Below are 16477 nucleotides of genomic sequence, written 5' to 3' on the forward strand. Positions count from 1 at the left end.
GCCTCGATCAATCGCGCGGTTGGCTGGGCGCAACGTTTCGGGAAGGCCCGCTTTTCTTTCGAACCGGAGTTGTTCGCGCCGGACCCGTTCGAGCGGAACTCGTCGTCCCCCCGGGGGTAACGCTCGACAGAACCAGCTTCTCGTGGGCAGCGACGATGGCCTCGCGGGTCAGTCGTCCGCCCGGCCGATACCATGTGCAGATGCCGGTCAGAAGCGCCAGGATCGCAAACGTCGCCACCTGGATATCGACGACCTCGAATACGCCTTGCGAGACGCCCTCCGCGAGAATCTCCGCCAGCCGACGCTCGTAGGCGCCGCGCAACTTCACGATCGCGTCGTAGTTCTTCGGCTCGAGGCTTCGCAGTTCGGAATTGGCAATGAAGACCTCGCGCTTCTTGGTCATGTGGTAGGTGACGTGAAACGCGACGAAGGCCGAGAGTTTTTCGGCCGGCCGCTGTTTTCCCTCCAGCGCAAGATCGAGCTGACGAAGCAACTCGTTGATGTGGTCCTGCACGAGGTCGAACAGCAGTTCCTGCTTGGTGCTGATATGATTGTAGAGCGATCCGGCCTGGATCCCGACCGCGGCGGCGAGCTGCCGCAGGCTCATCGCCGAATAGCCATGTTCAAAGATCAGGCGCAGTCCCGCCTTGCGGATCGCCTCCATCGTCTTCGGTCCGGATGAGCCGATCGTGCGTGCCATGCGTCCTCTGGAAGGCAGCGTCTGCTTGATATTGCTGTTCGATGAAACAGGCAAACGGTCGTCCGTTTATTACACCGAAATTACAGTAATTTCAATGGTCTGCATGCAGTATTTGACGATCCGTTCAAGTCGCTTGCGATCCAGTTAAAAAAACGTATGATCGTTTAATTCATTGAAGCCTGTCGACGTGTTGAATCCAATGACCCGCGCAGGCTGAAAGGGAGGCATCCATGAGAACGCCAGCAGTCCTCACCGCCGGGTGCCGGTATTGCCGGACCCGAACTCGCCCTTCAGAATGAGCCGATAACTCCCACCGCCGGGACACGTTGCTGCAAAGATGGTACAGCCGGTTCGCATCCTCGCGAGAGGCTCTGCGCCTGTCGTCTTGAAGCAATCTCAGGGCTCGCCAGCATTCAAAGAAGACGCCGACCATGCCGCTTCATTCCACGATCGACCCCACATCATCAGAGTTTGCCCGCAATGCCGATGTCATGCGCGGCCTCGTCGCCGACCTCAGAGAAAAGCTCAAGGTGGTGGCCGGCGGCGGCGGCAAGGTGTCGCGGGCGCGGCATACCTCGCGCGGCAAGATGCTGGCGCGCGAACGCGTCGACCTGCTGATCGATCCGGGCACCGCCTTTCTTGAATTGTCGCCGCTCGCCGCCCACGGCCTCTATGGCGGCGACGTCCATTCCGCCAGCGTCATCACCGGGGTGGGGCGCATCTCGGGGCGCGAATGCGTCATCGTTGCCAACGACGCCACCATCAAGGGTGGAACCTACTACCCGATGACGGTGAAGAAGCATCTGCGCGCGCAGGATATCGCACGGCAGAACAATCTGCCCTGCGTTTACATGGTCGATTCCGGCGGCGCCTTCCTGCCGATGCAGGACGAGATCTTTCCGGACGAGCGGCATTTCGGCCGCATCTTCTACAACCAGGCGCAGATGTCCTCGCAGGGCATTCCGCAGATCGCCATTGTGATGGGCTCCTGCACCGCAGGTGGCGCCTATGTACCCGCGATGTCCGACGAGAGCATCATCGTGCGCAATCAGGGCACGATCTTCCTCGGCGGACCGCCGCTGGTGAAGGCCGCGACCGGCGAGGTCGTCACGGCTGAGGAACTTGGCGGCGCCGACGTGCATTCCCGGCAATCCGGTGTCACCGACCATTACGCGCAGAACGACGCCCACGCGATCGGGATTGCCCGGCGCATCGTCGCCACGCTGAAACCGCCGACGCGGGCCGTGCTGAACATGCGCGAGCCGCGGGAGCCGCTGTTTCCGGCCGAGGAAATCTACGGCGTGGTTTCCGCCGACGGCCGCAAGCCGTTCGACGTCCACGACATCATTGCGCGCCTGGTCGACGGCTCGGAATTCGACGAGTTCAAGAAACTGTACGGCACCACGCTGATCTGCGGCTTCGCCCATATCTGGGGCTATCCGGTCGGCATCATCGCCAATAACGGCATCCTGTTCAGCGAGAGTTCGCTGAAGGGCGCGCACTTCATCGAACTGTGCTGCCAACGCAATATCCCGCTGGTGTTCCTGCAGAACATCACCGGCTTCATGGTCGGCAAGAAATACGAGGCCGGCGGCATCGCCCGCGACGGCGCCAAGCTGGTGACGGCGGTGGCGACCGCCGGCGTGCCGAAATTCACCGTCGTGATCGGCGGCTCCTACGGTGCCGGCAATTACGGCATGAGCGGCCGCGCCTACAGCCCGCGCTTCCTCTGGATGTGGCCGAATGCGCGCATCTCGGTGATGGGCGGCGAGCAGGCGTCGATGGTGCTGGCCCAGGTGCGGCGCGATGGTATCGAGGCCAAGGGAGATACCTGGTCGGCCGAAGAGGACGAGAAGTTTCGTGCGCCCATCCGCGCCCAATATGAAAGCCAGGGCAGCCCCTATTACGCCACCGCGCGGCTGTGGGACGACGGTGTGATCGATCCCGCCGATACGCGGCTGGTGCTCGGCCTCGGATTATCCGCATCGGCCAATGCGCCGATCGAGCCGACGAAGTTCGGCCTGTTCAGGATGTGATGCAGATGGACCGCTCGAAACTCTACCGGCGTTTTCGCACGCTTCTGATCGCCAACCGGGGCGAGATCGCCTGTCGTGTGATCCGCTCCGCCCGCGCCATGGGGCTGCGCACGGTCGCGGTCTATTCCGAGGCCGACCGCGACGCCATGCATGTCGCGATGGCCGATGAAGCCGTGCTGCTCGGGCCGGCGCGGGCGCGCGACAGCTATCTCAACATCGAGCGGGTGATCGAAGCGGCGAAGAAGACCGGCGCCGAGGCCGTGCATCCCGGTTACGGCTTTCTGTCTGAAAATGCCGAATTCGCGCAGGCCTGTCTTGATGCCGGTCTCGTGTTTGTCGGTCCGACGGCCGCGATGATGACTGCAATGGGCTCGAAGTCGGGCTCGAAGCAATTGATGGAAAAGGCCGGCGTGCCGCTGGTGCCGGGCTATCACGGCGAGGCCCAGGACGAGGCGATCCTGGCGCAGGCCGCCGACAAGATCGGCTTCCCGGTGCTGGTGAAGGCGTCCGCCGGTGGCGGCGGACGCGGCATGCGCGTGGTCAAGTCGGCCGGCGAGCTTTCGGCAGCGATCGTCAGCGCCAAGCGCGAGGCCAAGGCGGCGTTCGGCGACGACCGCATGCTGATCGAAAAGTTCGTCCAGAACCCGCGCCATATCGAGGTACAGATCATCGGCGACAGCCACGGCAATCTGCTGTCGCTGTTCGAGCGCGAATGCACGCTGCAGCGGCGGCATCAGAAGGTGATCGAGGAAGCGCCGTCGCCGACGCTCAATGCCATCCAGCGCGAGGCCGTCTGTGCCGCCGCGCGCAAAGCCGCGGGCGCGGTCAACTATGTCGGCGCGGGCACCATCGAATTCGTCTCCGACGGCAAGGAGGTGTTCTTCATCGAGATGAACACCCGTCTGCAGGTCGAACATCCCGTGACCGAACTGATCACCGGCATCGATCTCGTCGAGTGGCAGTTGCGGGTCGCGTTCGGCGAGAAGCTGCCGCTGGCGCAGGACGAGATCAAATTGAACGGCCATGCCATCGAGGCGCGGGTCTATGCGGAGAATCCGCAGAAGAATTTCATGCCTTCGGTCGGTCGGATCAAGACCTGGCGCACGCCTGACGCCGTGGACGGCTTGCGGATCGACGCCGGCTATCGCGGCGGCGACGCGGTGTCGCCTTACTACGACGCCATGCTCGCCAAGGTGATCGCGTGGGCGCCGACCCGCGAAGCTGCGATCGAGCGGCTCAACCGCGGGCTGGAGGAGACCGACGTTCGCGGTATCGTTACCAACATTCCGTTCCTGTCGGCGCTGGTGACGCACCCCCAAGTTCGCGCCAACACCATCGATACCGGCTTCATCGAACGGGAATTGAAGGGCCTGACCGAGACCTCGCCGCCGGCCGGCGAACTCGAGCTTTGCGCCGCCGTCGCGGCCATCATCGTCGATGAGCAACAGGCGGCGCGAAACGAAGCGCATTCGCCGTGGCGCACCTATGGCTGGCAGCCGGTCGGCCTTCGAACACGGGTATTCCAGTTGCGGCAGGCGCCGGGCGCCGAGCAGAAGGTGACGCTGCACTACGGCGATGGCCGGTTCACCGTGTCGCTGGCCGATCACCACGCTCCGATTGTTCTTTCCATCATGCCTTATGCCGGTGGCGGCTTCGACATCACCATCGACGGGGTGAAGTCGAACGTCGTTGCCGTGATCGAAGGCCACGAACTTTATCTGCGCACCCGCAACGGCCGCTTCGACCTGCATTGGGTCGATCCGTTCGGCGGCGAAACTGAAGAGCAGGTCGGCGAGGACAAGATCGTGGCGCCGTTGCCGGGCACCGTGGTGGCGCTGCTGGCCGAGGAGGGCGCGACCCTGGAGAAGGGGGCTGCGATCCTCACGCTCGAAGTCATGAAGATGGAGCAGACCCTGCGCGCGCCCTATGCCGGCGTCTTGAAGAAGATCAAGTGCAAGGTCGGCGACATCGTCGGCGAGGGCGTTGAGCTGGCCGAAATCGAACCGGCGGCGGCCTGATGAGCGACACGGTCCGCATCGTCGAGGTCGGCCCGCGCGACGGCCTGCAGAACGAGAAGACTCCGGTCAGTGTTGCCGACCGAATCGCCTTCATCGAGGCGCTGATCGGCGCCGGGCTGCGGGAAGTCGAAGTCGGCGCGTTCGTGTCGCCCAAAGCGATCCCGCAGATGGTGGGGTCGGACGCCGTGCTGCGCGGCGTCAGCCACCACACCGATTGCGAACTGCCGGTGCTGGTGCCGAACGAGAAGGGCTATGAAGCCTCGCAGGCCGCCGGCGCCAAACTGATCGCGGTGTTCGCCGCCGCCTCCGAGAGTTTTTCGCGCGCCAACATCAATTGTTCGATCGCTGAATCGATCGAACGCTTCAAGCCGGTGGTGGCCCGTGCGAAGGCCGATGGCGTCCGGGTGCGCGGGTATATCTCGACCGTGCTCGACTGCCCCTATGAGGGCGAGATCAAGCCGCAGGCGGTGGTCGATGTCGCCAAGGTGCTGTGGGACCTCGGCTGCTACGAAATCTCGCTCGGCGACACCATCGGGGTCGGCACGCCCTTGAAGGCGCGGCAGTTGCTGCGGGCGGTGGCGGGGCATGTGCCGATGGCGAACCTCGCGATGCATTTCCACGACACCTACGGCCAGGCGCTCGCCAATCTCTATGCGGGGATGGAGGAGGGCTGCCGCGCACTCGATTCCGCCGCCGGCGGCCTCGGCGGCTGTCCCTACGCGCCCGGTGCTACCGGCAATGTCGCGACCGAGGATGTGGTCTATATGCTCGAAGGCATGGGAGTTAAGACCGGCGTCGATATGCCAAAGCTGCTTGCCGCGACCAACGTCGTGAGCGGGTTGATCGGCCGCGCGCCCGTCAGCCGCGTCGCGTCGGCGTTGAATGCGAAGGCGCAGGCGACGCGCTCCTAGCCATCCGAATGTTGGTCAAAACGACGGAATGCGGCTTCTACTTCGGCGACGCTGGCAAACTGACGACGTTTGGCTTGTGCCAAGCCCTCAAGCACGGCGGCAAGATCCGCGGGATCGACCTCTTCCGGCTCTCCTTGCTTCTCTGTGAGCGTAAGCGCTGCCCGCGCGATTTGATCTCGGTCGTCCGGCGACAAGAGCTTATCTCCCCCCGTCCGGGCCCATCACCAGGTCGGGCAGGGCGGTCGAGATCCCCGGGAAGAAGCACAGCAGCAGCACCGCAACCATCATCAAGAGCACGAACGGCAGCGTGCCCCAGATCACTTCGCTGAGCGGAATATCGGGGGCGACGTTGCGGATGACGAAGATGTTGAGGCCTACGGGCGGATGGATCAGCCCCATCTCCATCACGATGGTCATCACGATGCCGAACCAGATGATGTCGAAGTTGGCGGCACGCAGCGGCGGCAGGATAATCGGCGCGGTCATCAGGATGATCGACACCGGCGGCAGGAAGAAGCCGAGCACGACCACCATGACCAGGATCGCCGCCAGCAATTCCCAGCGCGGCAGATGCATCGCGACGATCGCTTCCGCCGCCGATTGCGAGATATGCAAATAGCTCATCACGTAGGAATAGAGCAGCGACATGCCGATGATCATCATTAGCATGGTGGATTCGCGGATGGTGGATTTCAGGATCGGCGCCAGGTCGGAAGGCCGCCACACGCTGTAGATCAGCGCGATCAGCACCAGCGCCAATAGGCCGCCGAGGCCCGCGGTTTCCGACGGCGTGGCGTAGCCGCCATAGAGCGCGATCATCACGCCGGTGAGCAACAGTACGAACGGCAGCACCCGCGGCAGCGCGCTGAAGCGCTGCGCCATGGTGAAATCGTCATGATGCAGGATCGCGGCTTCCGTGCCGGTCGCGGTGTAGAGCGCATGCGCCGCGGCATATTCCTTGCGGAACCGGAATACGGCGTAGATGCCGAACAGTGTCACCAGCAGCAATCCCGGCCCGATGCCGGCGAGGAACAGGCGGCCCAGCGATTTTTCGGCTGCGACCGCAAACAGGATCATGGTGATCGAGGGCGGCAGCAGAATGCCAAGCGTGCCGCCGGCGGCGATGATGCCGGCTGCGAAGCCGCCGGAATAACCGCGCTTGCGCATCTCGGGAATGCCGGCCGACCCGATCGCCGAACAGGTCGCGGGCGAGGAGCCTGCCATCGCCGCAAACAGCGCGCAGGCGAACACGTTGGCGACGCCTAGTCCGCCGGGAACGCGATGCAGCCAGGCGTGCAGCGCCGAATAGAGATCCTGGCCGGCGCGGGATTTGCCGATCGCCGCGCCCTTCAGGATGAATAGCGGGATCGACAGCAGCGTGATCGAGGCCATTTCCTCGTAGACGTTCTGCGTCACGGTATCGAGGGAAGCCGCCGGCATGTAGATCGCCATGAAGACGACGGCGACGGCGCCGAGCGCAAACGCGATCGGCATGCCCGAGAACATCGCAAACAGGGTGGCGAAACCGTAGCTGAGGCCAATTCCGAGAACACTCATCGGCGCGACTTATCCACCAAAGCAGTATTGCCCACCAAAGGAATAATGATCTGCAGCAGCAACTGCAGGCAAAGCAGGCTCATCCCGAGCGCCATCAGCACGTAGGGGATCGCCAGCGGCGGCGACCACATCGAGTTCGAGACCTGGCCGTCGACCCAGGCCTCGTGCGCCAGCGTCCAGGACTTCCAGGCGAAAAACGCGCAGAACAAGAGGCTGGCGACATCGACCAGCCAAAGCCGGATCCGGTTAGCGCGCGGCGACATCAGGCCGATAAAGGCCTCGATCCCGATATGGCCGCGCTGACCTTGCACGTAGGCCGCGGTCATGAAGGTGGCGCCGACCAGCAGAAACACCGCCGCCTCGTCCTGCCAGTAATTGGCGCTGTGGAACAGGGCGCGGCCGAGCACGCTGTAGCTCAGGATCGCGCAGGCCGCGATCAGCGCTAGCGCAGCGCCGAACACGATGACGTTGTTGCAAAGCGCCAACGCCTGTCCGAGCGCCGCCACGAGCGGGTTGCTCGTGGCGGTGCCGGGAAGGTCTTTTTGATCCGGAAGCGGACCATGCATCATGCGGAGACGTCGCTCGCGAGCTTCAGCAATGTCGCTGAGGTTGCCGTCTTAGCACCATAGTCCTTCCAGGCGGTATCGCGCGCAATGTCGCGCCACTTGCCGACGGTCGCGACGTCGAGTGCTGCGACCTTGGCGCCCGCCTTCGCATAGACTTTGGCGACTTCGACGTCGTCGTCCTGCGCGCCCTTGCGGCCGAAGACTTCCATTTCGGCGCCGACCGAAACGAGGATGTCCTGCTGGTTCTTGGGCAACTTGTCGAAAATCGCCTTCGACATCATCAACGGCTCCAGCATGAACCAGTAGGACGCGCCGGCGCCCGAGGTCAGCGCCTTGGCGACCTCCTCGAGACGGAACGAGATCAGGCTGGTGGAGGAGGTGATGCCGGCGTCGCAGGCGCCGGTCTGCATCGCGGCATAGATTTCGTTCGACGGCACCGACAGCACGGCGGCACCCGCGGTCTGCAGCACCATGTCCATTTCGCGCGAGCCACCACGGACCTTTAGACCCTTGGCGTCTTCGGGGGCCACGATCGGGCGGGAGCGGCTGGCGACGCCGCCGGCCTGCCAGACCCAGGAGAGCAGGATGATGCCCTTGTCGGCGAGGAAGTCGGTCAAGGCCTTGCCGACCGGCTCCTTCTTCCAGCGCATGCCCTGATCGTAGGTCGCGACCAGGCCCGGCATCAGGCCGATATTGGTCTCGGGCAATTCGCCGCCGGCATAGGGCATCGGGTAAAGGCTGATATCGAGCGCGCCCTTGCGCATCGCCGAGAACTGCGCGTTGGTCTTGACCAGCGAGGAGTTCGGATAGATCTCGCCGACGATTTCGCCACCGCTGCGCTTGGTGACTTCCTGGGCGAACAGCCGGCACAGCCGGTCGCGGAAATCGCCTTTTTCGATGGTGCCGCCGGGAAACTGATGCGAGATCTTCAGCGTGGTCGCGGCGTGCGCGGTACCGGTACCGAGACGCAGGATGGCGGGCGCGGCAAGCGCGGATGCGAGGATGTGGCGGCGTGTGATCATGGTGTCTCCCCTGATGCTGTTCTTGGTCGGCGTTTTGCTGGCCGGCGTTGAGCCCATCTTAGCCGGTCTTCGCCCGGAAATGCTCTAGTCTGATAGTTCGATAGGTCGAGGCGGCGCGCGACGGCAAGTCCTGATTGGATTCCTGAAGTGCCGTTTCCCGACCCCGGAGAGAGGTCGGGCATGCTGCAGCGCACACGGTAAGGCGAGGGTTCGCAAAAGACTCCGTCAACAATGCGTCCAAGCTTGGGCGGCAGCTTGTCGCATGCGGCGTTCAAGCTCGAAGCATGATGGGGCGAGGTGAGGGAAGGTCTTCGTCCGTCGTTCTGTCATTCCGGGATGGTCCGAAGGACCAGACCCGGAAGTTCGAACTTCCGGGTTCGATGCTGCGCATCGCCTCGGAATGACAGTCTGAATTTTTGCGTCAGCGCCGAGCAGATCTTGCCAGCTTACTTCTTCTTGCCCTTGCCGCCCTTGCGTGCGGCATAGCGCGCGTCGCGCTTGGCCTTCTGTTCGGCCTCCAGGGCAGCCTGGCGGGCGGCTTCTTCTTCCTTCTCGCGGGCGAGCCGGGCGGCTTCCTCGGCGGCGGCGGCTTCCTCAAGGGCCTTCTGTTCGGCCTTGGCGGCGTCGCGGGCTTCCTTGGCCTTGGCCCGGGCGGCGGCCTGTGCCTCGCGCTCGGCCTGGCGGCGCTTCACCTCGGGATCGTCGGGTCCGGGTGCTGCCTTGAACTTGTTCAGAATATCCCGCTTTGCCTGCATCGCAGCCTTCTGGCGGTCGGCGAAGCTCGGTTCCTTGAATCCACTCATAAAAGAGGCCTTGTCGATTTCATTTTAGGGGCAGGCGCGCGGCGGCGCGGTTTCGCGCCTTGGTTAAGTGAACCGAAGGCAAAATGCCAGCGTCCAATGGCGAAATCAGGGGAGATCTGCATGAACGGCAAGTGGCCGAAAGTGATGCTGATGAGCGGGCTGACGTCGGCCTGGCTGCTCTACGACATCGCCACCGCGACCGAAGCGCCGCGGCAGGCGGTCGCCATCCTGCAATATGGCCTGCTGGCCTGTGCGCTGATCGGGCTGGTCGGCTCGGTCGTGATGGCTGCTTCCGAGAAATGAGGTGAGTGGCAACGGCCATCGACCGCACCCGATCCGGTTCCGGAGCGGGCAGGCCGGCTTGCCCTGGCCGCGCTACTTGGTGCCGAATTATCGCGGGCGCGCTGATGGGCCGAGGATCCTCGCGACCGTCACCGCCGTCATCGCCACCCGGTCCGAGGTCCGCTGGGCTTCCAGCCGGTCGCGGGCCTTTTCCTTGATCAACTGGTCGATCAGTTCGAGCCGTTTGGTCTCGTCGACCGCTTCCGCCAGCAATTGCTTGTAACGATGGTAATCGTAGCCCGCTTCCTGCTTACTCATGGCACGCCCCCGCGCACGCTCAGTCTCAAAAACGGAGTGTCGATCAAGGCATGTCCGCGTGCAACGGATTTGCGACGGTTATACAGAGCGCATGTAACTTCTCTTCGAACTGTTGCCGGCGCGCCGGTTTCTTGTTTTGACGCGTTTTCTTTATGCGAACCGGCATCCGCCCCCGGATCAAGTCCGAGGCCATGCTTCGCTCGAAAACGCTATGGAAGGCGATGACACCATGACGGATCCGGAAGAGGGCGGTAACCGCCGCGGTGCCATCGCCGGACTGTTGATCGCGGCTGTCATGCTGGCCGTCGGGCTGTGGCTGGCGCACGACCTGACCGCCGCCAGCAAGATGCAGGATTGCCTGATGTCCGGCCGCACCAACTGCAACGTGATCCAGCCGGCCCAGTGAAGCCTGGCGGGTCTTGAGGCCTGGCGGGTCTTGAGGCCTGGCGGGGCCTGAAGCCTGGCGGGAGCTTGAAGCCCGGCGGGGGCCTGATGCCTGGTGGGGCCTGCCGAAATCACGAAATCGGGAGACCGAACGGACTGTGATGCGGTTCACATCGGGGCGGGCCGCGCGATCCTATGTTGGCGGGGTCCGAACAGGAGGACCGCCATGCCCCACAATTGGTGGACCCGCAAACACCTCGTTTTCACATTGGCTTTGATCTCGCTCGCCTGCGTCGCAGCCTTGGTTGCGATCGGACTGACTTCGCCGGAGCCGGTCCAGAGCGCCACGCTCGGTCCGGAGTGGCAGTGCAGCCGGCTGGCATTCGTGTTCACGATCTGCCGGCGGGTGTCGCAGGCCGACCGCGCGATCGTTCGCGTGGCACGGGAGTGCCGCCGGCCGCGGGTGTGAGCGCTGTCGTCATTGCGAGCCAACGGGTCGGCGCGAAGCGCCGCCCGATGACAGGCTCCGCGAAGCAATCCACTCTTTCTGCACGCTGGGTTGCCGCGTCGCTTCCGCCTTCGCTCTTCGAGCTACGGCGGACAAGTCGCTCCTCGCAATGACGAATAGATACACTTTCGCGATCTCGCGGCGCGATGCGCCCGGAGTTTTGCAAGAAAACCTTGGCCCTCGAAAAATAGAGGGCGCAGGGAAGACCGGATGCGCGCTGCACCCGCGGTCTCATGTGCGTGTCTGCAAACAAGAATGTGCACATGAGCATACAGGTTCAGCTGGCAACACCAGGCCTTCCCTGCGCAATGGGTTTACGGCTTATACGATTTCGTCCTGGTGACCGGCTTTCTTGCCACCATCATCGACGTCAGCTTTCGCTTCCGCCGACTTGACGCCAGCACCGGGGCGTCGGACCCAAACGATTTCGCCGTACGCTGGTGGCCACGCTCGTCAGTCGTGACCCTGCGTCCACCGCATCTCACCGCACGTCGTGACGATCGCGAGCGCCCTCTCATCGCGGGAGACAAGCGGAGTTAAACGTCTGATTTGCCCGACGTTGCAACGGAAATATTTTTGCGCGGAGGGCTGGACATGAATGTCCGGGCAGACGTTTGGTGATTTGCCCGTCGGGCTATTTTGTCGCAGGGCGCGCCTATTCGTAACCGGCGCGCCGGACAGTGACACGACATAGTCCGTCGCAGCCGATCTGGCGCGCCGCGCCGAGCGAGAAATCCAGCACCCGGCCGCGGGCGTAGGGGCCGCGATCCTGCACCGGGCATTTGATCGTCTTGCCGTTATCGAGATTGGTGACGACGAAGATGGTGCCGAACGCCTCGGTGCGATGCGCGCAGGAAACCTCGTTGGCCTTGAAGTGTTTGCCGCGTGCGTCCCAGGTGTCTTCCCAGTAAACCGAGGCTTCCTCATTGTCGGCGGGCGGCCGGGCGACGCGGCCCATCCACATCTCCTGAAAGGTGTCGGCGTAGACCGGGGAAGAGGTCAATGCCAGCGCCAGGGCTGCAAGCCGCAGCTTCGAGACGCCGTTGTCTTCGCCGTGCCGATGCCCTGCCATGACTCCCAACATTCTGTTGCCGGACCCGATGGGCCCTTCCGGAGGTTGGCTGAAAGTCGCTTTCGACCTTGGCGATGGCGTGGCGGCGTTTGGGCGGCATTGCGCCAAGTCGGGAAACAAAACTCCCGGCGTCCTGTTCGGAAGGCCGGGAGTTTGCGGGAAAGATGATGCGAGGCCGGCGTTGCGGGTCTGCGTCGATCGCAGGTAAGACGGCAAAAACGCCTATGCGCGTTTAGGGCGCTCGCGGTGCGGCGCGTCGTTCTCGTTGGCTTCTTCCTTGGGAACGACCTTGGCGGTTTTGCCCGACTGATTGCCTGGATTGTAGTGGTACTCGCCTTCCGGATGTTCGCCTGGCTGCGTCTGGTTCGGATTCTTGTTGTCTGTCATCTGGGGCTCCTTTGGTCAGAACAACCCGTTTGCAAGACGTAGGTTCCGTTGAAGGCGTCGCGGAAGAAAGCGCGGTCAGCCAAGCCGTGTTGTGCTATGTTCGGCGCATAGACGGGAGGCCAAATGTCTGAGCAGGCTATCGAAACATTGATTACCAACGCCATTCATAGCGCCTTCATCAAATATCCCGAGGGCGACGGCGGTCCGAACCTCGACTACGAAAGGATCGCGCCGGACCAGAGCGCGCACATCACCAGGGCGATCCTGCAGGATCTGGCGGCCAACGGATATCAGGTCGTGAAGAAGGGTGGCTGAGCGCGCTGGACATTTGCAGGCCGGTAGCTTCAGCCGGTCCTGCACCGCAACGGATGCCTCGGTACACGCGGCAGTTTCAGGAAGTCCGCTTCTCTTGCAGTGGACATGCTTTTGCAGTGGACAGGCGGGCGCCGAGAAGCGGCTTACCCACGTGCGTTGATTTACACGCCAAAAATTCTCGACTAGTTTCGCCGCTTTACTGCCTCCTTCCGGTTTGTTTCTATGTATGTCGCCATACAGCCTGTGAACGCCGAGGCTTCGAACGGTCCGCGATTCCAGCCGGATTCCTGCGATAGGCCCGAAGCTCATCAAATAGAGGCTTCCCAAGGATCTGATGCTTACAGGAGGCTGTCGCCGTTCAGCTGGAACGGAGGCCTCTTGCTCATCGTCGCGTTGCTGGCGGCGTCGTTTTTTCTGGTTGGTTATTTCATCGTCTATTGGCGCAATGCCGATATGGACTTCATGGTCGTCTACAACGTCTTCCTGATGAACGACGGCCAGCCACAGTTTTACTTCGACCATCCGGCGTATTTCACGATCCTCCTGGTCAAAGGCTGGTTTCGGTTTCTGCATCAATTCGGCTTGCTGGATGCGTGGAAGCTGTCTGCGATTCCATCTTCCAGTGCGGCGGCTTTTGATGAAGCCATGACCAGCGCCGTCCGCGCCGGGCGTCTGTTGTCGTTTTGGCTGGCGATTGCGGTCGTGCTGATATTTGCGGTGCTGATGCGCCGGATCGTTCACGACCGGCGGCTTGCCATGATTGCGGCCTTCGCCTTTGCATCATCAGGTGCGCTCGCCATGCAAATGCGGATCATGCGAACCGAGTTGATCGCGGCGCCGCTGGTGTTGTTTGCATTCCTGATCCTGGTCCTCGCGGCAAGACGGGCCACCAACGGGCGACCGCTGGTGCTGGCGCTTGCCGCCTTCCTGTGCATGCTGGGCCTGGAGAACAAGGTGCACGCGATACTGCCGATCGCCGCACTCCCGTTGATGATTCTGCCGTTCGGATCCGCGACGGGCACCAGCACGTCATTCTGGAAGCAGGATCCGCGACGATGGCTTGCGGCAACGGCGTTGGCCGTGACCGCGCTAGTGATCCTCTGGGTAACTCTGCCCCTGATCCGAACCGGCTTCGATCCGATCGCCATGGCCGCGACCTTACCTGCAAAGCCGCTGTTTTCCGGCACGCCAGGGCTTTATCAGGCAGCTTTACTGGCGTGGACGGTGGTTGCCATGGTGGCGTTCTCCACCGTCTGGAAAGTGAGTTTTGCCGAGAGCGTCGCGGGAATGTTCGCGCTCGTCATCGGGCTATGTGCCGCACTTCTGGTGCTCGACATCTCCTACTACGACGCCAACGTGGTCACCGTGATGAATCCGCTGGAGCGGATGTTGGGCTTTGCCGACCTGTCGCCGCTGTCCGGCGGCGGTGGCGGACCGTTTGCCATGCTCGGCCTGTTGGCGCTGGACGGCGGCCGCGTGCTGCTGCGTTACACGTTCTTCCTTTCCAGTTCGCCGCGAACGGCGGTTTTCCTGATCTGGCTCGTCGTTCCCGGTATCGTCTATGCATGGCGCCGTGGCGAGAAGCAGGCGGCGTTGCAGGCCGCCGTGTTGATGCTGTCAGGGTTCGCTATCGATACGGTCGGCATGCGGCGCGGCCTCAAGGACGAATATTTCATCTTCACCGATCCCTTCATCATCATCGCCGGCGCCGTGCTGCTGGACCGGATGAATACGTTGCGATTTCACCGGCTGGCGTTTCCCATCGGCGCCATCCTGATCACGCTGCATGTCGTGGTCGGCCAGGCCGAACCCGTCAAACACGGCTTTGCGCGAAGGGGACCCGAGGGCATCTGCGAATGGCGGATGCAGTACCTGCCGCTGCTGCAACTGCCCTGGTGCGGGAAGGCGTAGGAGCGGGAAGGCCTCAGGCTTGGGCAGCGGAAGGCTTGTGCGCCGCCGTTCGTTAACGGCCATTATGGGGGAAGAATCCACGACGTTAAGAGCGGGCTAACGGTGGCGAGCGGCTGTGCTGGAAAACGTCCGCGATGCTTCGCATAATCGCGTCATGGCAAGCGGCATCTGGACCACCGAATATTTTAGCTGTCCCAATTGCGGGTTACCCTATACCGCGACCAGGGAGCACCACCCCGACAAGCATTCCGGCAGCTTCAGTTGCGAGGTGTGCGGGAGCAATGTCCACGCGTGGTCGGGCCAGTACGACTTTTTCGACTGGAAAATCGATCAGGCGAGTTCGCCTGTGTTCGGCAAAAGGTGGGGCGCGATCGGCCAAGGCTGACGGACGGCGAGCCGGACCAGGTGGCACGCGTCGCTCAAGCTTTCCCCGCAATCGTTCAGGAATGACGCCCGAGGCCCGTCGGGTGTCGCGCCACGCAATACTCGCGTTATTTGATTTTCTTATGCGGAATTGCAACCGGCAGTAGGCGCTTGGCGTCAACGCCAAGGCGGCCACCGAAAATGGTCAGCCGTGTGAACCACCATTTACAGACTTCAGTCGACGCAGCCCGTAATCACACGGGTGTCGTGAATCGGCCACCGAACTGCCCAGAATGTGGCGGTTTTCGCCTCGGGCCGACCTTGGCGCAGGCAGGACGGCAGAAGGCGGCGAGGACGAAAAGCGTTTGAAAATCAAGAGCTAATTGCACCGATCATAGATGTGAGTATTGTTAAAAATGCGTTACCGTCCGACAATATTGGCCGAAAATCGTTCGAACCGTGAAATTTCCAGCAGCTCCCAACGAGATTGACTTGCACATGACGAATCAGAATTGCCCGAGCGGGCGAAATCCCATGCAACGCGCGTCGGTCTGGTGGGCCTCCTGCTGCGTTGCTGGCGTACTGGCCCTCACACCGGCTTTTGCTCAAGGCACGAAGCAAAAGGGCGCCATCCCGAGGCCCGCGGCCGCCGCCGCAGAATCAACGCCGGCCGCGGCCGCCGCGGCGGCACCCGCAGCGGCGCCGACCGACTCGAAGGCTGCGATTGAAGGTTTCCGCTCGGCGAACTTCGGCATGAATGAAGCCGATCTCCGCGCGGCAATCACCAAGGACTTCGGTTCGAAGCCGGACACCGTGAAGGTGCAGGATAACCCGGCCGAGTTGACCCGCAGTCTGCTGGTCACGGTGCCGGAATTGCTGGCCAACGGCGGCACCGCGGAAATCTCCTACGTCCTCGGCTACAAATCCAAGACCCTCATTCAGGTCGGCGTGGTCTGGTCGAAACAGACCGACGCCGCGCTGACGCCCGAGCGCATCTTCTCCAACGCCAACATCCTGCGCGCGCATTTCCTCAGCGAGGGCTTCAAGCCGGACAGCATCGCCGTGAACACGCCGGTCAATGGCGGGCTTTTGATGTTCCGCGGCAGCGACAGCAAGGATCGCACCGTGATGCTGCTGCTCCAGGGCACCATGGAAACCAAGGACAACAACCAGCGCATCCTGACGCCGACGGGATTGCTGCTGTTCTACGTCGCGGATGCCAAGAGCCCCGACGTCTTCAAGCTGCCGCCAGGTCAATTCTGATGCACCATTGCCCGACGATCGCACATCGGCGTCGGGCAATCATCACCCCGGTGGATCAGGT

General features: G+C 62.8%; 19 protein-coding genes. 10 read left to right on the forward strand and 9 right to left on the reverse strand.

Translation table 11 applies throughout. From position 1 onward, the window contains the following. Positions 1-7: 7 nt before the first annotated feature. Complete coding sequence (locus tag BLS26_RS34595) at positions 8-700, reverse strand: TetR/AcrR family transcriptional regulator (RefSeq protein ID WP_092517105.1); 693 nt, start codon at positions 698-700, stop codon at positions 8-10. A gap of 431 nt (positions 701-1131) precedes the next feature. Here BLS26_RS34595 and BLS26_RS34600 point away from each other — a divergent pair, with 431 nt between their 5' ends. Genes BLS26_RS34600 through BLS26_RS34610 form a run of 3 tightly spaced genes read left to right on the forward strand, consistent with a single transcriptional unit; the run spans position 1132 to position 5665 of the window. Further along, positions 1132-2736 (forward strand): carboxyl transferase domain-containing protein, encoded by a 1605-nt coding sequence (locus tag BLS26_RS34600; protein ID WP_092517107.1) that lies wholly within the window; start codon positions 1132-1134, stop codon positions 2734-2736. 5 nt (positions 2737-2741) lie between these two features. After that, positions 2742-4754, forward strand: a complete 2013-nt coding sequence (locus tag BLS26_RS34605) for an acetyl/propionyl/methylcrotonyl-CoA carboxylase subunit alpha (protein ID WP_092518985.1) — start codon at positions 2742-2744, stop codon at positions 4752-4754. Continuing rightward, positions 4754-5665, forward strand: coding sequence for a hydroxymethylglutaryl-CoA lyase (locus BLS26_RS34610; protein ID WP_092517109.1), 912 nt, complete (start codon positions 4754-4756; stop codon positions 5663-5665). Before BLS26_RS34605 ends, BLS26_RS34610 begins: the two co-directional genes overlap by 1 nt. Here the strand turns inward: BLS26_RS34610 and BLS26_RS34615 are convergent. The 5 genes from BLS26_RS34615 to BLS26_RS34635 all read right to left on the reverse strand — a co-directional run bounded on the left by BLS26_RS34615 (position 5662) and on the right by BLS26_RS34635 (position 9613). Then, positions 5662-5859, reverse strand: coding sequence for a hypothetical protein (locus BLS26_RS34615; protein WP_092517111.1), 198 nt, complete (start codon positions 5857-5859; stop codon positions 5662-5664). The genes BLS26_RS34610 and BLS26_RS34615 overlap by 4 nt on opposite strands. Positions 5860-5863: 4 nt before the next feature. Next, positions 5864-7222, reverse strand: a complete 1359-nt coding sequence (locus BLS26_RS34620; RefSeq protein WP_092517113.1) for a TRAP transporter large permease — start codon at positions 7220-7222, stop codon at positions 5864-5866. Continuing rightward, complete coding sequence (locus BLS26_RS34625) at positions 7219-7791, reverse strand: TRAP transporter small permease (RefSeq protein WP_092517114.1); 573 nt, start codon at positions 7789-7791, stop codon at positions 7219-7221. The genes BLS26_RS34620 and BLS26_RS34625 overlap by 4 nt, the downstream gene beginning before the upstream one ends. Then, the gene (gene dctP, locus BLS26_RS34630) at positions 7788-8810 is read right to left on the reverse strand and encodes a TRAP transporter substrate-binding protein DctP (protein ID WP_092518987.1); all 1023 of its coding nucleotides are present in this window, start codon (positions 8808-8810) and stop codon (positions 7788-7790) included. The genes BLS26_RS34625 and dctP overlap by 4 nt, the downstream gene beginning before the upstream one ends. 446 nt (positions 8811-9256) lie before the next feature. Continuing rightward, positions 9257-9613 (reverse strand): DUF6481 family protein, encoded by a 357-nt coding sequence (locus BLS26_RS34635; RefSeq protein ID WP_092517116.1) that lies wholly within the window; start codon positions 9611-9613, stop codon positions 9257-9259. Between the two features lie 120 nt (positions 9614-9733). Between BLS26_RS34635 and BLS26_RS34640 the strand changes: the two genes are divergently transcribed. Continuing rightward, a complete protein-coding gene (locus BLS26_RS34640) occupies positions 9734-9916 on the forward strand; it encodes a hypothetical protein (RefSeq protein ID WP_092517118.1) in 183 nt (60 codons plus the stop codon). A gap of 87 nt (positions 9917-10003) precedes the next feature. Here BLS26_RS34640 and BLS26_RS34645 read toward each other — a convergent pair whose 3' ends face one another. Beyond that, positions 10004-10213 (reverse strand): hypothetical protein, encoded by a 210-nt coding sequence (locus BLS26_RS34645; protein ID WP_092517129.1) that lies wholly within the window; start codon positions 10211-10213, stop codon positions 10004-10006. A gap of 211 nt (positions 10214-10424) precedes the next feature. On the opposite strand from BLS26_RS34645, the gene BLS26_RS34650 reads away from it, so the two are divergent. Next, the gene (locus BLS26_RS34650; protein ID WP_092517131.1) at positions 10425-10619 is read left to right on the forward strand and encodes a hypothetical protein; all 195 of its coding nucleotides are present in this window, start codon (positions 10425-10427) and stop codon (positions 10617-10619) included. A 204-nt stretch (positions 10620-10823) separates the two neighbouring features. After that, positions 10824-11066 carry a hypothetical protein gene (locus BLS26_RS34655; RefSeq protein WP_157676677.1) on the forward strand — a complete coding sequence of 81 codons (243 nt, stop codon included), beginning with the start codon at positions 10824-10826 and terminating at the stop codon, positions 11064-11066. Between the two features lie 694 nt (positions 11067-11760). Here BLS26_RS34655 and BLS26_RS34660 read toward each other — a convergent pair. Beyond that, positions 11761-12177 carry a septal ring lytic transglycosylase RlpA family protein gene (locus BLS26_RS34660; protein WP_157676678.1) on the reverse strand — a complete coding sequence of 139 codons (417 nt, stop codon included), beginning with the start codon at positions 12175-12177 and terminating at the stop codon, positions 11761-11763. Between the two features lie 222 nt (positions 12178-12399). Beyond that, positions 12400-12564, reverse strand: a complete 165-nt coding sequence (locus BLS26_RS36445) for a hypothetical protein (RefSeq protein WP_172804758.1) — start codon at positions 12562-12564, stop codon at positions 12400-12402. Between the two features lie 123 nt (positions 12565-12687). Between BLS26_RS36445 and BLS26_RS34665 the strand changes: the two genes are divergently transcribed. The 4 genes from BLS26_RS34665 (at position 12688) to BLS26_RS34680 (ending at position 16416) form a co-directional block, all read left to right on the forward strand. After that, the gene (locus BLS26_RS34665; protein ID WP_092517139.1) at positions 12688-12879 is read left to right on the forward strand and encodes a hypothetical protein; all 192 of its coding nucleotides are present in this window, start codon (positions 12688-12690) and stop codon (positions 12877-12879) included. A 378-nt stretch (positions 12880-13257) separates the two neighbouring features. After that, positions 13258-14790, forward strand: a complete 1533-nt coding sequence (locus BLS26_RS34670) for a hypothetical protein (protein ID WP_244541788.1) — start codon at positions 13258-13260, stop codon at positions 14788-14790. A gap of 115 nt (positions 14791-14905) precedes the next feature. Beyond that, a complete protein-coding gene (locus BLS26_RS34675; RefSeq protein WP_371360721.1) occupies positions 14906-15175 on the forward strand; it encodes a hypothetical protein in 270 nt (89 codons plus the stop codon). A gap of 512 nt (positions 15176-15687) precedes the next feature. After that, complete coding sequence (locus tag BLS26_RS34680) at positions 15688-16416, forward strand: hypothetical protein (protein WP_244541789.1); 729 nt, start codon at positions 15688-15690, stop codon at positions 16414-16416. Positions 16417-16477 lie beyond the last annotated feature (61 nt).

Source organism: Afipia sp. GAS231 (assembly GCF_900103365.1).
Classification (GTDB): domain Bacteria; phylum Pseudomonadota; class Alphaproteobacteria; order Rhizobiales; family Xanthobacteraceae; genus Bradyrhizobium.

Bases quoted from the DNA above. Each gene is read 5' to 3' on its own strand.
- BLS26_RS34595 (WP_092517105.1), bottom strand. From the start codon at position 700: ATGGCACGCACGATCGGCTCATCCGGACCGAAGACGATGGAGGCGATC.
- BLS26_RS34620 (WP_092517113.1), bottom strand. From the start codon at position 7,222: ATGAGTGTTCTCGGAATTGGCCTCAGCTACGGTTTCGCCACCCTGTTT.
- BLS26_RS36445 (WP_172804758.1), bottom strand. From the start codon at position 12,564: ATGACAGACAACAAGAATCCGAACCAGACGCAGCCAGGCGAACATCCG.
- BLS26_RS34665 (WP_092517139.1), top strand. From the start codon at position 12,688: ATGTCTGAGCAGGCTATCGAAACATTGATTACCAACGCCATTCATAGC.
- BLS26_RS34600 (WP_092517107.1), top strand. From the start codon at position 1,132: ATGCCGCTTCATTCCACGATCGACCCCACATCATCAGAGTTTGCCCGC.
- BLS26_RS34640 (WP_092517118.1), top strand. From the start codon at position 9,734: ATGAACGGCAAGTGGCCGAAAGTGATGCTGATGAGCGGGCTGACGTCG.
- BLS26_RS34625 (WP_092517114.1), bottom strand. From the start codon at position 7,791: ATGATGCATGGTCCGCTTCCGGATCAAAAAGACCTTCCCGGCACCGCC.
- BLS26_RS34650 (WP_092517131.1), top strand. From the start codon at position 10,425: ATGGAAGGCGATGACACCATGACGGATCCGGAAGAGGGCGGTAACCGC.
- BLS26_RS34645 (WP_092517129.1), bottom strand. From the start codon at position 10,213: ATGAGTAAGCAGGAAGCGGGCTACGATTACCATCGTTACAAGCAATTG.
- dctP (WP_092518987.1), bottom strand. From the start codon at position 8,810: ATGATCACACGCCGCCACATCCTCGCATCCGCGCTTGCCGCGCCCGCC.
- BLS26_RS34605 (WP_092518985.1), top strand. From the start codon at position 2,742: ATGGACCGCTCGAAACTCTACCGGCGTTTTCGCACGCTTCTGATCGCC.
- BLS26_RS34655 (WP_157676677.1), top strand. From the start codon at position 10,824: ATGCCCCACAATTGGTGGACCCGCAAACACCTCGTTTTCACATTGGCT.
- BLS26_RS34635 (WP_092517116.1), bottom strand. From the start codon at position 9,613: ATGAGTGGATTCAAGGAACCGAGCTTCGCCGACCGCCAGAAGGCTGCG.
- BLS26_RS34610 (WP_092517109.1), top strand. From the start codon at position 4,754: ATGAGCGACACGGTCCGCATCGTCGAGGTCGGCCCGCGCGACGGCCTG.
- BLS26_RS34680 (WP_244541789.1), top strand. From the start codon at position 15,688: ATGCAACGCGCGTCGGTCTGGTGGGCCTCCTGCTGCGTTGCTGGCGTA.
- BLS26_RS34660 (WP_157676678.1), bottom strand. From the start codon at position 12,177: ATGGCAGGGCATCGGCACGGCGAAGACAACGGCGTCTCGAAGCTGCGG.